Source organism: Cupriavidus campinensis (assembly GCF_905397395.1).
GTDB classification, from domain to species: Bacteria; Pseudomonadota; Gammaproteobacteria; order Burkholderiales; family Burkholderiaceae; genus Cupriavidus; species Cupriavidus campinensis.
This window is the reverse complement of record NZ_CAJPVH010000085.1, coordinates 1-14455: the sequence shown is the minus strand read 5'-3', so window position 1 is coordinate 14455 and position 14455 is coordinate 1. Positions and strand designations below refer to the sequence as shown.

General features: G+C 66.4%; 14 protein-coding genes. 10 read left to right on the top strand and 4 right to left on the bottom strand.

What is annotated here, in order from left to right; translation table 11 throughout:
• From KHO18_RS26470 to KHO18_RS26445, 6 genes are all read left to right on the top strand, one after another.
• A partial coding sequence (locus KHO18_RS26470) for an AAA family ATPase (RefSeq protein ID WP_211944176.1) occupies nucleotides 1-1617 on the top strand: 1617 nt, incomplete at its 5' end.
• 350 nt (nucleotides 1618-1967) lie between these two features.
• A complete protein-coding gene (locus KHO18_RS26465) occupies nucleotides 1968-2666 on the top strand; it encodes a 3-oxoacid CoA-transferase subunit A (RefSeq protein WP_144199811.1) in 699 nt (232 codons plus the stop codon).
• An 18-nt stretch (nucleotides 2667-2684) separates the two neighbouring features.
• Entirely contained in the window at nucleotides 2685-3332 is a 648-nt protein-coding gene (locus KHO18_RS26460) for a CoA transferase subunit B (RefSeq protein WP_280527778.1), read from the top strand.
• A gap of 28 nt (nucleotides 3333-3360) precedes the next feature.
• On the top strand, nucleotides 3361-4563 hold the full coding sequence (pcaF, locus tag KHO18_RS26455) for a 3-oxoadipyl-CoA thiolase (protein WP_144199815.1): 1203 nt from the start codon (nucleotides 3361-3363) through the stop codon (nucleotides 4561-4563).
• A 206-nt stretch (nucleotides 4564-4769) separates the two neighbouring features.
• Nucleotides 4770-5501: an SDR family NAD(P)-dependent oxidoreductase gene (locus tag KHO18_RS26450; protein WP_144199817.1), complete on the top strand. Its 732-nt coding sequence runs from the start codon at nucleotides 4770-4772 to the stop codon at nucleotides 5499-5501.
• A 103-nt stretch (nucleotides 5502-5604) separates the two neighbouring features.
• The gene (locus KHO18_RS26445) at nucleotides 5605-6609 is read left to right on the top strand and encodes a Bug family tripartite tricarboxylate transporter substrate binding protein (RefSeq protein ID WP_144199819.1); all 1005 of its coding nucleotides are present in this window, start codon (nucleotides 5605-5607) and stop codon (nucleotides 6607-6609) included.
• A 167-nt stretch (nucleotides 6610-6776) separates the two neighbouring features.
• Here KHO18_RS26445 and KHO18_RS26440 read toward each other — a convergent pair whose 3' ends face one another.
• Nucleotides 6777-6992, bottom strand: a complete 216-nt coding sequence (locus KHO18_RS26440) for a hypothetical protein (protein WP_144199821.1) — start codon at nucleotides 6990-6992, stop codon at nucleotides 6777-6779.
• A 337-nt stretch (nucleotides 6993-7329) separates the two neighbouring features.
• Between KHO18_RS26440 and KHO18_RS26435 the strand changes: the two genes are divergently transcribed.
• Complete coding sequence (locus tag KHO18_RS26435) at nucleotides 7330-7920, top strand: PadR family transcriptional regulator (RefSeq protein ID WP_144199823.1); 591 nt, start codon at nucleotides 7330-7332, stop codon at nucleotides 7918-7920.
• Between the two features lie 9 nt (nucleotides 7921-7929).
• On the opposite strand, the gene KHO18_RS26430 is transcribed toward KHO18_RS26435, so the two are convergent.
• Both KHO18_RS26430 and KHO18_RS26425 read right to left on the bottom strand, forming a co-directional pair.
• Nucleotides 7930-8925 carry an NAD(P)H-dependent flavin oxidoreductase gene (locus tag KHO18_RS26430; RefSeq protein ID WP_144199825.1) on the bottom strand — a complete coding sequence of 332 codons (996 nt, stop codon included), beginning with the start codon at nucleotides 8923-8925 and terminating at the stop codon, nucleotides 7930-7932.
• A gap of 49 nt (nucleotides 8926-8974) precedes the next feature.
• Nucleotides 8975-9406, bottom strand: a complete 432-nt coding sequence (locus tag KHO18_RS26425; protein ID WP_092295976.1) for a nuclear transport factor 2 family protein — start codon at nucleotides 9404-9406, stop codon at nucleotides 8975-8977.
• A 173-nt stretch (nucleotides 9407-9579) separates the two neighbouring features.
• Here KHO18_RS26425 and KHO18_RS26420 point away from each other — a divergent pair, with 173 nt between their 5' ends.
• Both KHO18_RS26420 and galE read left to right on the top strand, forming a co-directional pair.
• Nucleotides 9580-10656 (top strand): tyrosine-type recombinase/integrase, encoded by a 1077-nt coding sequence (locus tag KHO18_RS26420; RefSeq protein WP_211944175.1) that lies wholly within the window; start codon nucleotides 9580-9582, stop codon nucleotides 10654-10656.
• 130 nt (nucleotides 10657-10786) lie between these two features.
• Entirely contained in the window at nucleotides 10787-11806 is a 1020-nt protein-coding gene (galE, locus tag KHO18_RS26415) for a UDP-glucose 4-epimerase GalE (RefSeq protein ID WP_144199829.1), read from the top strand.
• A 118-nt stretch (nucleotides 11807-11924) separates the two neighbouring features.
• Here galE and KHO18_RS26410 read toward each other — a convergent pair whose 3' ends face one another.
• On the bottom strand, nucleotides 11925-12233 hold the full coding sequence (locus KHO18_RS26410; RefSeq protein ID WP_144199831.1) for an H-NS histone family protein: 309 nt from the start codon (nucleotides 12231-12233) through the stop codon (nucleotides 11925-11927).
• A 571-nt stretch (nucleotides 12234-12804) separates the two neighbouring features.
• Between KHO18_RS26410 and KHO18_RS26405 the strand changes: the two genes are divergently transcribed.
• Nucleotides 12805-14455: methyl-accepting chemotaxis protein (locus KHO18_RS26405; protein WP_211944174.1), on the top strand; the 1651-nt coding region annotated here is incomplete at its 3' end.

Sequence of the window (14455 nt, the reverse complement as noted above, 5' to 3'; positions counted from 1 at the left end):
CGGGCCGCGCTGGCGCAGTCGGAAGCCGCCTGGCGCGTGGGGCAGGCGGCGCGGCTGGCCGCTGGCCTGCATCGTGGCGATGCCTGCCCGGTGTGCGGTGGCACTGACCATCCGGCGCTGGCGCAGCAGGTGCTGGCGCTGGTGACCGATGACGACCTCGACGCGAGCCGCGCGGCGCTCCAGCGTACCGACGAGGCGCTCGCCGAGGCCACGGCGGCACGCCAGAAGGCCGACGCGGACGTCGCGCAGGCACAGCAGCGGCTGGCCGATATCGCCGAAGCGATCGAGGATGTATCGGAGGACGGGGCCCGCCGGCTGGAGGCCGACGTGGCCGCGCTGACCGCCGCCGCGACGCAGGCGGAAGCGGCTGCCCAGCGTGCGCAGGAACTGGAAGCGGCGGCCACGCAGGGCCGGACGGCGCTCGCCACCACCGAGGCCGCCGCCAGCGCCGCCGATGCGCAGGCGCGCGTCGCCGCGCAGGAGCGGGACAAGCGAGAGGCTGAATTTCAGGCGTCCAGCGCGTTGGTGCCGCCGGAATCGCGTGACCCCGATGTGATCGCCACATCGCTCGAAGCGGCCCGGCGCCACGCCGGCGCGCTGGAAGCGGCGTTGCAGGTGGCCCAAGCCGCGGAACGGCAGGCGGCGACGATGCTCTCCGGCAGCGAGGCCGCGCTGGCATCGGCCCAGCAGCACGTGGCCCAGGCCGACGCGCGCACGGTCCAGTGCGACACCGAGCTGGCCGATGCGCTGGCGCTGGCCGGGTTCGCCGATGCCGCGGCCTACGCAGCCGCCACGCTCGCGCCGGACGCCATCGCCACACTCGACGAAGCCGTGCGCCGTTTCGATATCGATCTGGCCACCGCTGCCGAGCACCGCGCGCGCACCGCCGCCATCGCCCAGGCCATCGCCGCGCCGGACCTGCCCGCGCTGCTGGCCGCACGCGACACGGCAGCCGTGCAGCTGGAGGATGCCATCCGCCAGCGCACCGAACTCGCCGCCGCGCGGGATGCGCTGCTGCAATGCCAGGCCCTGCTCGATGCGCTGGCCGAGGACAGCCGCGATGTGGAGGCGCGCTACGCCGTGCTGGGCCGGCTCTCGGAGGTGGCCAACGGCAACAATCCGCGCCGCATGACGTTCCAGCGCTTTGTGCTGGCGACGCTGCTGGACGAGGTGCTCGAGGCGGCGTCCCTGCGGCTGATGCGCATGAGCCGGGGCCGCTACGCCTTGCAGCGCGTGCGCGAGCAGGGCGACCAGCGCGTGGCGGGCGGGCTCGACCTGGAGGTGTTCGACCATGACACCGGCAGCGCGCGGCCAGCCAATACGCTGTCTGGCGGGGAGGGGTTCCTCGCCTCGCTGTCGCTGGCGCTGGGGCTGGCCGATGTGGTGCAGTCGCGCGCCGGCGGCATCCAGCTCGACACGCTGTTCGTGGACGAAGGTTTCGGCACGCTGGACCCGGAAAGCCTCGATTTTGCGATCCGCACGCTGCTGGACCTCCAGCAGGCGGGCCGGCTGGTCGGCATCATTTCGCACGTGACCGAACTGCGCGAGCGCATCGATGTGCGCCTGGAGGTACGCGCCGGCGTAAGCGGCAGCCAGGCCGTCCTGCGTCTACCCTGAAAGGATGGCGGCGCCCCTCGCCGAGGGGTGCGATTATCGCCCGCCACGGGTCGGGCCGCCTTGACCCTGTTTCCGGGCCGGGTGTAACCTTTGTTCAGTCTGCGAATTGGAGTTCGAATAGCGAACTTATTTTGCAGGATTCGCAGGTTTCAGATGCACTCATGGCCGCCCAGACGGCCGCCAAGACAACACCAAGATTGTTGGACCCGGTCTGCGCCCGCCACCATGCCTAGCATGGGACAGACGGCGCGGACGCCCCGTCCTGCATGACGCCGGAGACAGTTTTGCGTGCCGCCCCCTTGCGGCTGGTCCCGGCCTTCGCTGCCGGACTTTTCCGTACTGGAACGCAAGTGATCAACAAGCTATATGACTCGGTGGAAGCGGCAGTGGCCGGTATCCACGACGGCGCCACGATCCTGATTGGCGGCTTCGGCATGGCCGGCATGCCGGCCGAGCTGATCGACGCGCTGATCGCACAGGGCGCACGCGACCTCACCATCGTCAACAACAACGCCGGCAACGGCGACACCGGCCTGGCCGCGCTGCTCAAGACCAAGCGCGTGCGCAAGATCATTTGTTCGTTCCCGCGTCAGGTGGATTCGTACGTGTTCGACTCGCTCTACCACGCCGGCGAGATCGAGCTGGAACTGGTGCCGCAGGGCAACCTGGCCGAGCGCATCCGCGCCGCCGGTGCCGGCATCGGCGGGTTCTTCACCCGCACCGCCTACGGCACCCCGCTGGCCGAAGGCAAGGAAACCCGCATCATCGACGGCAAGGGCTATGTGTTCGAGTCGCCGATCCACGCCGACTTCGCGCTGATCAAGGCCGACACGGCGGACCGCTGGGGCAACCTCACCTACCGCAAGACCGCCCGCAACTTCGGGCCTATCATGGCCATGGCCGCCAAATGCGCGATCGTGCAGGTGAGCCACATCGCGGAACTGGGCGAACTGGACCCCGAGCACATCGTCACGCCGGGCCTGTTCGTCAAGCGCGTGGTCAAGATCGATGGCGCCGCCCAGGCCGCCAACGCCGATCAAGCCGCCTGAAGCCAAGGAGAGATCACAATGAACCGCCTGACCCGCGACCAGATGGCCGCCCGCGTGGCCCAAGACATTCCCGACGGCGCCGTGGTGAACCTCGGCATCGGTCTGCCCACCCTGGTGGGCAACCACCTGCCGGCCGACCGTGAAATCCTGCTCCAGAGCGAAAACGGCCTGCTCGGCATGGGCCCCGCGCCCGCGCCCGGCCAGGAAGACGGCGACCTGATCAACGCCGGCAAGCAGCCGGTGACGATCAAGCCCGGCGGCTCCTATTTCCACCATGCCGACTCGTTCGCGATGATGCGTGGCGGTCACCTCGACTTCTGCGTGCTGGGCGCGTTCCAGGTCTCGCAGACCGGCGACCTGGCCAACTGGCACACCGGCGCGCCGGGCGCCATCCCCGCCGTGGGCGGTGCGATGGACCTGGCCATCGGCGCCAAGCAGGTGTTCGTGATGATGGAACACCTGACCAAGCAGGGCGAAAGCAAGGTCGTACGCGAGTGCACCTACCCGCTGACGGGCATCGGCTGCGTCACGCGGATCTACACCGACCTGGCGACCATCGACGTGACGCCGGACGGCCTGGTCGCCCGCGACCTCGTCGACGGCCTCACCTTCGACGAACTCCAGCGCCTGACCGGCGTGCCGCTGCTGCAACCCGTGGCCGCCTGACCCATACCAAAGACGAGTGAGACAGAACATGACCGACGCCTTTATCTGCGACGCCATCCGTACCCCCATCGGCCGTTATGCCGGCAGCCTGTCCGCGGTGCGCCCGGACGACCTCGGCGCCGTGCCGCTGCGCGCCCTGATGGCACGCAACCCGAACCTGGACTGGTCCGCCATCGACGACGTGATCTACGGCAACGCCAACCAGGCCGGCGAGGACAACCGCAACGTGGCGCGCATGTCGTCGCTGCTGGCGGGCCTGCCTGAGGCCGTGCCCGGCGCCACCATCAACCGCCTGTGCGGCTCCGGCATGGACGCCACCGGCACGGCCGCGCGCGCCATCAAGTCCGGCGAAGCCACGCTGATGATTGCCGGCGGCGTGGAAAGCATGAGCCGCGCCCCGTTCGTGATGGGCAAGGCCGCCTCGGCTTTCTCGCGCGATGCGCAGATCTTCGACACCACCATCGGCTGGCGCTTCATCAACCCGGCGATGCGTGCCGCCTACGGCGTGGACTCGATGCCCGAGACCGCCGAGAACGTGGCCACGGACTACAAGATCAGCCGCGAAGACCAGGATCTGATGGCGCTGCGCAGCCAGGAGAAGGCTTCCCGCGCCCAGGCCGACGGCACGCTGGCCCAGGAAATCACCGCCGTCACGATTCCGCAGAAGAAGGGCGATGCCATCGTAGTGGAGCGCGACGAACACCCGCGTGCCACCAGCATGGAAGCGCTGGCCAAGCTGCGCGGCGTGGTTCGTGCCGACGGCACGGTTACCGCCGGTAACGCCTCGGGCGTGAACGACGGCGCCTGCGCGCTGCTGCTGGCCAGCGAGGCCGGCCTGAAGCAGCACGGCCTGACCCCGCGTGCCCGCATCGTCGGCATGGCAACCGCCGGCGTGGCGCCGCGCGTGATGGGCATCGGCCCGGCACCGGCCACCCAGAAGCTGATGAAGCAGCTGGGCATGTCGCTGGACCAGATCGACGTGATCGAACTGAATGAGGCGTTTGCTGCACAGGGCCTGGCCGTGCTGCGCCAGCTCGGCATTGCCGACGATGACAAGCGCGTGAACCCCAACGGCGGCGCCATCGCGCTGGGCCACCCGCTCGGCATGAGCGGCGCCCGCCTGGTGACCACGGCGATGTACCAGCTGCATCGCACCGGCGGCCGCTACGCGCTGTGCACCATGTGCATCGGCGTGGGCCAGGGCATCGCCATGGTGATCGAACGCGTCTGACCGTTGCTGAACGTGTCTTGACGGACTTGAGGGGCGCCCGGCGCCCCTCAAGTTTCGTCCGCTTCCTGCCGTTTACCCGGATGGGAAGTTTCAGTGGTGTCTCTTCCCCAACGAGGTAGAGCAATGCGGCCGGGCCGACGGGCTCGCCGGCTGGCCGCATCTTTTTCTGACGGACCCGGCTGTAGTTGCCGGTACGGAGTACCGAGATGTCCCTTCCCGTTGCCACGCTTGTCACCGGCGCCAGTTCCGGTATTGGCCGCGCCATTGCAGAAATGCTGCTGGCCGATGGCGTGACCCAGGTGGTCAATGTCGATTACGCGGAACCCGCGTGGTCGCACCCCAACATGACGTTCTTCCAGGCCGACCTGACCAACGCCGACGCCACGCGCGCGGCGGCGGCGCAGGTGACGTCCCGCTTTGCCGTGACGCGGCTGGTGAACAATGCCGGCGCCACTCGTCCCGGCACGGCCGACACGGCCACCACGGCCGACCTAGACTACGTGGTGGGTCTGACGCTGCAGGCCACCATGCTGCTCACCCAGGCCTGCCTGCCCGCGATGCGGGCGGCCGGCTTTGGCCGCATCGTCAACATGGCCTCGCGCGCGGCGCTGGGCAAGCCCGACCGCGTGGTGTATTCGGCGGTCAAGGCCGGGCTGGTTGGCATGACCCGAACGCTGGCGATGGAGCTGGGCGGCGACGGTATCACCGTCAACGCCGTGGCACCGGGTCCCATCGCCACCGAGCTGTTCCGCCGGAGCAATCCGGAGGGCAGCGAACAGACACGGCGCATCCTGGCAAGCATCGCCGTGAAACGAATGGGAACGCCGGAAGACGTGGCGCGTGCCTCGCTGTTCTTCCTCTCGCCCGAGAATGGTTTCGTGACCGGACAGGTGCTGTACGTCTGCGGCGGAACCACGCTCGGCGTGGCACCCGTATAAGAAAGATGCCCGCCCTGGCACGGGGCGGAAATAGCGATTCAAAGCTTTGCGCCGGCGGCGCTTATCCCAGCCGTTGGCGAGCATTTCATTCCTGGAGCACAAGATGAGCATGACCAATCAACCTTCGAAGGCGCGCAGACGCCTGCTGGCCGCTGGCGTGGCACTGGCCGCCGGCATTGCTGCCGTGGGCGGCGCGCAGGCGCAGGGCACCTATCCGACCAAGCCGATCACGATGATCGTGCCGTTCTCGGCCGGTGGCACCACCGACATCCTGGCGCGTATCGTCAGCCTGCAACTGGGCAAGGTGCTGGGCCAGCCCGTGGTGGTGGACAACCGTCCGGGCGCGGGCGGCAACATCGGCGCCTCGCTGGCCGCCAAGGCCCCGGGTGACGGCTACACGCTGTTCATGGGCACCATCGGCACGCACGCCATTAACCAGTCGCTGTACTCCAAGCTGCCGTACGACCCGGTGAAGGATTTCGCGCCGATCACGCGCGTGGCCATGGTGCCGAACATCGTCGTGGTGAACCCGAAGGTGCCGGTGCACAACGTGAAGGAGCTGATCGCCTACGTGAAGGCCAACCCGGACAAGCTGTCGTACGGCTCGTCGGGCAGCGGTTCGTCGATGCACCTCTCGGGTGAGCTGTTCAACTCGATGACCGGCTTGCACATCCAGCACATTCCGTACAAGGGCAGCGCCCCGGCCGTGAACGACCTGCTGGGCAACCAGATCGGCCTGATGTTCGACAACATGCCGTCGTCGTACCCGCACGTGAAGGCCGGCAAGCTGCGCGCCATCGCCGTGACCTCGGGCAAGCGCTCGCCGGCCCTGCCGGACGTGCCGACGGTGGCCGAAGCCGGCGTGCCGGGCTACGAAGCCACGTCGTGGTTCGCGCTGTACGCCACGGGCGGCACGCCGCAGCCGATCGTCGACCGCCTGAACGCCGAAGTGGTGAAGATCCTCGCCATGCCGGAAGTGAAGAAGCAGATGGCCGAACAAGGCGCCGAGCCGAACCCGGAAAAGCCGGCCCAGCTCGCCGCCTTCATGAAGTCCGAGTCCGCCAAGTGGGCCAAGGTCGTGAAGGCCTCCGGCGCGACGGTGGACTGATCGTTGCAGCACTGAAGTACGCAGTACGCAGTAAGCAGTACTGGGAACCGGCCCGATGGGCCGGTTTTTTTATGCCCAAGAAAAAGCCCGCAAACCAGTTGCGGGCAGAAATCCCAGGTCCCGGAGGGACAGGAGGAGACAACCGACACGGGCCGGTGTGCGGGAAATCAGGTCAGGCTGTACTTGACCACTTGTTCCTCGACACCGACAAAACGCACAAGCTGGCGCAGCCCGCTTGCATATTCCTTGATGTGATGCCCTTCCGGCGTATCGGGCAGCCGGTAGTAAATCGGGGCCGAACCGGCGCGGGCGCGGGCCGCGGGGGCAGGCGCGGCGGCTTCGCCAGCGGCGGAGCCTTCGGCAAATTCCGGTCTTGCGTTCATAGACAACTCCCGGGAGACGCATGACGCGGAACGTTGGGCCGGCAAAGGGGCGCGCGCATGCGGGTGGCAATGTCTGGAATGTATTGCAAGCGGTCGGGAAATGCCATTTCGTTTTTTTTAGATCTGTTTCGAGACAATTGTCTAAATTGTCATAAATAGACGCCGGCGCGTGCTGCCGACGCCTGGGCCGCAACAAGCGCGTATCCCATGGGTTAACGGCATGACGCCGCGTGACTTGCGCGTTACCATACCGGGCAGCTTCGCCACGACCTGACCCGCTCACCGTGGGGCAGGATCGCAACCTTCATGCCAGGCCCCCGCACCCAGATCCCGCCTCATGTCTACCCAGCACGCCCTGTTGATCTCGCTGATCGAAAAGCCGTCCTCCGGCTACGACCTCGCGCGCCGGTTTGACAAGTCCATCGGCTATTTCTGGCACGCCACGCACCAGCAGATCTATCGGGAACTGGGCCGCATGGCCGATCACGGCTGGATTGCCGCCGATGAGCAGGGCAACAGCGTGAGCAACGGCGAGCCCGCCGAGGCCGACGGCGTGGAGAAGAAGAGTCGCAAGAAGGTGTATCGCGTGTTGCCGGCTGGCCGCGACGAACTGGCGCGCTGGGTGCTCGCCCCCGGGCTGGGGCTGGATCAGCGTGAGGAAATTCTGGTGAAGCTACGTGCAGATGCTGCCATCGGGCCACTTGGACTGGCCGACGAGATGGCGCGCCTGATCGCGCTGCACGAGGCACGGCTTGAGACGTTTCTCAAGATCGAGCAGAAGGATTTCGCGGTCGGGCAGGCCGACCGCACGCGGCAGATCCATCATGCGCTGCTCAGGCGCGGCATCCGCTACGAGGAAGACTGGGTGCAGTGGGCCAAGGACCTGCTGCCGTTGCTGGCGGCACCGGCCGCCAGCGACAACGCCTAAACGCTACCGTCAGGCTACGTCGAGCGCGGAGGCCGCGCTGGCCGGCGCTGCCTCGGCCAACCCCAGGCGGCGGCGGGCGAGTGCATATTCCTCCACAAATCGACGCACCAGTTCGCCGGCCGGCACCACGCGCTTGATCGCGCCCACGCCCTGGCCGGCGCCCCAGATGTCTTTCCACGCCTTGACGCTCGCCGAGCCGAAATTCATCTTCGAGGCATCGGAGGTGGGCAGGGCCTCGGGGTCAAGCCCCGCGCGCACGATGCTGTTGCGCAGGTAATTACCGTGTACGCCCGTGAACAGGTTGGAATAGACGATATCGTCCGCCGAGCTGTCGACGATCATCTGCTTGTAGGCGTCCTGGGCGTTGGCTTCCTGCGTGGCGATGAAGGCCGAGCCGATATAGGCGAGGTCCGCCCCGGCGGCCTGCGCGGCCAGTACGGCGTTGCCGCTGGCGATGGCGCCGGACAGCAGCAGCGGGCCATCGAACCATTCCCGGATTTCATGCAGCAGCGCAAACGGCGACAGCGTGCCGGCATGGCCGCCCGCGCCGGCGGCCACGGCGACCAGCCCGTCCGCGCCCTTCTCGATCGCCTTGCGCGCGAAGGTGTTGTTGATGACGTCATGCAGCACGATGCCGCCATACGAGTGCACGGCGTCGTTGACTTCCTTGCGCGCGCCGAGGGACGTGATGACGATGGGCACCTTGTAGCGCACGCACAGTTCCAGGTCGTGCTCGAGGCGGTCGTTCGACTTGTGCACGATCTGGTTCACGGCGAACGGCGCGGACGGGCGGTCCGGGTGCCTGGCGTCGTGCTCGGCCAGTTCCGTGGTGATGCGGTCCAGCCATTCCTCGAGCTTCTCGGCCGGGCGCGCGTTCAGCGCCGGGAACGAGCCGACCACGCCGGACTTGCACTGGGCGATCACGAGGTCGGGATTGGAAATGATGAACAGCGGCGAGCAGACAGCCGGCAGCGACAGGTTCTGGAGCAGGGCGGGCAGGGCCATGGTGGGATTCCTCTGAAAGATATGCAGATATGCGTGAAGAACGAGTCGCTCAGGCGCCCCGCAAGATGTGTTTCTGGGCGCCGAGGCGGGCGCCCATGGCCTCGCCAAGCGCTTGCAATGCGCTCAGCGGGCGCACCATGACCTCGAATTCAACGATCTTTCCGGTGGCATCGAAACGGATCATGTCGATGCCCTTCAGCGCCTTGCCGGCCACATTGGCACTGAATTCGAGCACCACGCTCGCCTGGTCGTCACCGACGAAGCTGCGGTGGTAGCGGAAGTCCTCGAAGACCTCGTTCACCGTGGTCAGCACCAGCTGGATGGCGGCGCGGCCCGGGTAGGGCGTGTGCGCCACGGGGGAACGGAACACCACTTCGTCGGCGACGATGGAATCGAGCGCGTCCATATTGTGGGTGGCGATCATCGTGTGCCATGTATCCAGCGATTGCGCCGCGGCGGGCGCGAGTGAGAGGTTTCGCATCGGGTCTCCTCCGATCACGTCGTTGGGAATCGTATCGCGTAATTATGCAACTGGTTGCATAGTGGATGGCAAGGTATCACGGCGCCGCGGCGTTTTGCAAGCGGCTTCGTGTGCCGGGTTGTCTACAATGCACGCATCGCCGCTTTTTCGCGGCGCGTCATTCAGGAGCGCCCTTGACCACGCCTTCCGGGGCCGACCCGCAACCCGATGCCCTGTTCGATGCCGACCTCGACGCCTGGCACCGTCAACCCGAGCGCGCGTTCGATGGCTGGCTGGCCAGCCACGGTTTCCGGCACGGCACTGCCGTCGTCTATCGGGCGATGTGGGGCAAGCTGCTGCGCTGGTCCGGCGAGCAGGGTTTGCCGCCGCTGACGTGGTCGGCGGGCCAGATTGGCGCGTTTCTCGATGCCCAGGACTTGCACAAGCGCCATCGCTATCGTTATGCGCGGCTGATCGAGCGGGTTTTTCACCATCTGTCGCTGCTGCAACAGAATTTGCACAATCCTGCGAGTCAGGCGGTGAAGAATCATCTGGCGGAGGGCGACAACGACCCCACGGCCTTCCTGCTGCCGGGCGAGCGGGACCTGCTGGTTGCGCGCGTGCTGTCGCCTGATGGGCTTGAGCGTCCGGACCTGTCGCGCGGGATTTCGCCCACGCAGTGGAAGCGGGCGCGCGATGTGGCGCTGATTGCCGTGCTGCTGGGCGGCGGCCTGAAGGTGGCCGAGGTGCGGGCACTGCGCGTGGAGACCATCGACGGATTGGACGAAAGGGGGGAAGGCGGCGCGCAAGAGGGCGCGCAAGAGGGCGCGCAAGAGGGCGCCGGGCTGGCCCTGCGCATGGTGCGCCCGGACAACGGCCGCGCCTATACCGTGCCGCTGTTCCCATTTGCCGATGCGCCGCTGCGTCACTGGCTGGCGTTGCGCGCGGCCGCCGGCACGCTCGGCGAACTGGTCTTCCCGGCGATGGCAAACGGGCGGCCGATGCATGCGGCATCCATCTACCGTCGGGTGGAGTTGCTATTAGAGGAGGCCGGCGTGCTGGCCGGGCGGCGCGAGCGGGCGTCGCCGCAGACGCTGCGCAATACGTGCGGCGCGATGCACTTTGATGCCGGCACCGCTCCGGCCAGGGTGGCCCAGGTGCTGGGCATGCGCGATCTGGAGTCCGGCTGGCGGCTGCACGCCGCCTATGAGGCTTGGCAGGCACGTGCCGGCCTGCCCCCGGCCGCGTCCACCGCGCCTCAGCCGTCTTGACGATGGCGCTGTGATGCAGCCGTGATATGTTCGGCGTAACCCGCGCCGGCTATGATGAGCGCCCCGCGTAAAGCGCCTGATCCGGCGCGTGGCATCGCCCCCGAACCCATTTCTGACCCTGATCCTTTCCATGGCTGAGACCTTACTGCTGACCGGTGCCACCGGCTATATTGCTTCCCACACTTGGGTGGCACTGCACCAAGCGGGTTACAACGTTGTCGGTATCGATAATCTCTGTAACAGCAACCGGGCGGTTGTCGAACGCCTGGCACGGATTACCGGCGCGACGCCCAATTTTGTCGAAGGTGACGTGCGTGACCGCGCGTTGCTGGACAAGCTGTTCGCCGAACACAAGATTTCCGGCGCGATCCATTTTGCCGCGCTGAAGGCGGTTGGCGAGTCGGTGAGCAAGCCGATCGAGTATTACAGCAACAATCTCAACGGATTGTTGACGCTTTGCGCGGCGATGCAGTCGGCCAACGTGAAACAACTGGTATTCAGTTCGTCGGCCACGGTCTACGGCAATCCGCATGCCGTGCCGATCCTCGAGGATTTTCCGCTTTCCGCGACCAATCCGTACGGCCAGACCAAGCTGATGGGCGAGCAGATTCTGCGCGATCTCGAGATTTCGGATGAAAGCTGGCGAATCGGATATCTCCGGTATTTCAACCCGGTTGGCGCCCATGAAAGCGGGCTGATTGGCGAAGACCCGGGCGGCATTCCCAACAACCTGATGCCTTATGTGGCCCAGGTGGCGGGCGGGCGCCGGCAGAAACTGAGCGTCTATGGCGGCGACTATCCCACCGTGGATGGCACCGGCGTGCGCGACTATATCCACGTCTGCGACCTGGCCGACGGCCATGTGGCGGCCCTGAAATACCTGCGCGAGCAGCCGCGCGGCATGACCGTGAACCTCGGCACCGGCCGGGGCTACAGCGTCCTGGAGGTGGTGAAGGCTTACGAACGCGCGAGCGGCCGGCCCGTTCCCTACGAGATCGTGGCACGGCGGCCGGGTGATATCGCTTCCTGCTATGCCGATCCGGCGCTTGCCCGGGAACTGCTTGGCTGGCGCGCCCAGCATGACATCGACCGCATGTGCGAGGACTCGTGGCGCTGGCAGTCCATGAACCCGAACGGGTTTGCGGGCTGACCGATGACGGGCGCGTACCCGTTTCTGCGGCGGTGGGGATAACGTAGCGGAACAAAACGAATCGCAACAAAAAACCGGGCCTTGGCCCGGTTTTTTGTTGGTGCGGTGGACGCGGCGATCAGCGGATCAGGAAATCTTCCACCGATTTGCCGTTGGCCAGGGCCTGGGTCAGCCAGCCCGGACGCTTGCCACGGCCGGTCCAGGTATTGCCCGCGCTGTCACGATAGCGCACCGGCACCTTGCGCGCGGCCTTCTTGCTGGCCACGGCCTTGCCGCTGCCAAAACCAAGATCGTCGGCAGTCAGGCCATATTGTTCGATTTTTTCGCGAATATCGGCAATCACAGCCGCCTGCTCGCGCGACTTGATCTCTTCCGCCTGCTTCTGCAGTTCGCTGATTTTCTGAACGATTTCCTGATAGGTCGCCATTTCCAAGCCTCGATTTATAGATGGGTCCGCGAATAGTCGTGGGCATTATAACCGCTGGACCTGGTACTGCAAATCCCTTTTCCGCGCTGGGGGCTAATTTGCGAAAAGTCTCAAATCACTTAATCCCCTGAACTTTTATCGGGGTGAACTGTCGCCCCCCCGGCATTTGCCGAGGGGCATTCCCGGTAACGCCAGGGCGAATACCCGGGCGGTCAGGATATCCATCGATACCACAGGGCCACGTACGGACGCGCGTACAAAAGGCGGTGATATTCAGCGGGCGCTGAACGGCCCTGCCGGCGCGTTTCGGATTCTGCTGCATTTCGGACAATTCGCCTGTTTCAGGCGGATGTTTTGTGCAACGCATCCGGTGCATATGTGCGGTGTATGTCACCGCATTTTGCGCATTCGCCTGGGGTCCCTTATCCACACCGGGAATTCCATTTGCCAGTTGCCTCAAGGATGGTTGAGACCGCGCCGTTATCGTGTCTTGAGCAGGCTGCCAGGGGTGTCCGCCTGCCGGACCGGTGCCGGGAGGGCGCCGGGTTTCCTCCTTTTCATTCAGCGAATCATGTCCTTTCACAACGATATTCAGATCAAGACACTTTTGCGGGGCGCCATGGTCGTGCTGACCGCAATCCTGCTGCTCGTTGGCGGGGCTGGGCTGCATGGCATCTCGCAAACCAATGATGCGCTGAAGGAAACCTATTCGAACCAGCTTGCCTCGGCGCTCTCGCTGAGCGAGGCGATGCTGGGCACCACCCGGCTGCGCCTGGCGCTGGACCGTGGCGTGATGCCCGGCAGCGAGAACGACGACATGAAGAAGCACGTGGAGCGCTCCATGGTTTTCGTGGAGTCGTCCAACGCCGGCTGGAAGCGCTATTCGGCATTGCCCCAGGGCGATGAGGAAAAGACCCTCGCCACCCCGCTGGCCGCCACGCGCCAGGCTTTCTTCGAGAAGGGCGTGACCCCGCTCCAGCAGGCGCTGGTCGCCGGCAACCGCGAGGAGGCCCTGCGCCTGGCCCGCGACGTGCTGCCTGACCTCCAGCGCGCGATGTCCGCGGCGCACGAGAAGCTCGAGAAATTCCAGATGAACGTGGCGAAGGGCAGCTTCGAAGCCGCCCAGGCCCGTTTTGAGAACATTCGCCTGTTGTCGATCGCCCTGATCCTGGCCGGTATCGTGGTGGCCTTCATGGCGGCCGTGATGCTGAACCGTGCGATCGTGCGCCCGGTGGAGGAAGCGCTCGACGTGTTCGAGCGCATGGCGCGCGGCGACCTGACTTCGCGCATCGTCAGCATGTCGAAGAACGAGGTCGGCCGGATGATGCAGGCGCTGGCGAAGATGCAGGAGAGCCTGTCGGGCATCGTCGCGGAAGTGCGCGGCGGCACCGATTCGATTGCCTCGGCCACGCAGCAGATTGCCGCCGGCAACACGGACCTGTCGCAGCGCACCGAGGAACAGGCGTCGTCGCTGGAGCAGACCGCGGCCAGCATGGAGGAGCTGACCACGGTGGTGCGCCAGAACGCCGACAACGCGCGCCAGGCTGGCGTGCTGGCTGGCGAGGCGTCGCAGATCGCCATGAAGGGCGGCGACGTGGTGGGCCGCGTGGTGGATACGATGAACGAGATCAACGGCGCCTCGCGCAAGGTGGTCGAGATCATCGGCGTGATCGAGGGCATTGCCTTCCAGACCAACATCCTGGCGCTGAATGCCGCCGTGGAAGCGGCGCGAGCCGGTGAGCAGGGCCGTGGCTTTGCCGTGGTGGCCGGCGAGGTGCGCAGCCTGGCGCAGCGCAGCGCCAACGCCGCCAAGGAAATCGAGACGCTGATCGGCGAATCGGGCCAGCGCGTGGAAAGCGGTACGCGTCTGGTGGCCGAGGCCGGCCAGACCATGGGCGAGATCGTCCAGGCCGTGCGCCGCGTGACGGACATCATGAACGAGATTGGCGCGGCGTCGCAGGAGCAGACCACCGGCATCGAGCAGGTGAACCAGGCCGTGAACCAGATGGACCAGGTGACGCAGCAGAACGCGGCGCTGGTCGAGGAAGCGGCGGCAGCCGCCGGCGCGCTCGAGGAACAGGCACAGAAGCTCAAGAACGTGGTGTCGGTGTTCACGCTGGGTGGCGAGGACGGCCGTCGCGCCGCCGTGCCGGCCCCGCTGCATGCCGCGCCGAAGCTGGCCATGTCGTCGCCGGCCCCGGCCCCGACACGGGCCGCTGCCC

What these genes read in the sequence shown, in the direction of transcription:
- KHO18_RS26460 (WP_280527778.1), top strand. Translation starts at nt 2,685, where the DNA reads ATGAACCGCCTGACCCGCGACCAGATGGCCGCCCGCGTGGCCCAAGAC.
- pcaF (WP_144199815.1), top strand. Translation starts at nt 3,361, where the DNA reads ATGACCGACGCCTTTATCTGCGACGCCATCCGTACCCCCATCGGCCGT.
- KHO18_RS26450 (WP_144199817.1), top strand. Translation starts at nt 4,770, where the DNA reads ATGTCCCTTCCCGTTGCCACGCTTGTCACCGGCGCCAGTTCCGGTATT.
- KHO18_RS26445 (WP_144199819.1), top strand. Translation starts at nt 5,605, where the DNA reads ATGAGCATGACCAATCAACCTTCGAAGGCGCGCAGACGCCTGCTGGCC.
- KHO18_RS26440 (WP_144199821.1), bottom strand. Translation starts at nt 6,992, where the DNA reads ATGAACGCAAGACCGGAATTTGCCGAAGGCTCCGCCGCTGGCGAAGCC.
- KHO18_RS26435 (WP_144199823.1), top strand. Translation starts at nt 7,330, where the DNA reads ATGTCTACCCAGCACGCCCTGTTGATCTCGCTGATCGAAAAGCCGTCC.
- KHO18_RS26430 (WP_144199825.1), bottom strand. Translation starts at nt 8,925, where the DNA reads ATGGCCCTGCCCGCCCTGCTCCAGAACCTGTCGCTGCCGGCTGTCTGC.
- KHO18_RS26425 (WP_092295976.1), bottom strand. Translation starts at nt 9,406, where the DNA reads ATGCGAAACCTCTCACTCGCGCCCGCCGCGGCGCAATCGCTGGATACA.
- galE (WP_144199829.1), top strand. Translation starts at nt 10,787, where the DNA reads ATGGCTGAGACCTTACTGCTGACCGGTGCCACCGGCTATATTGCTTCC.
- KHO18_RS26410 (WP_144199831.1), bottom strand. Translation starts at nt 12,233, where the DNA reads ATGGCGACCTATCAGGAAATCGTTCAGAAAATCAGCGAACTGCAGAAG.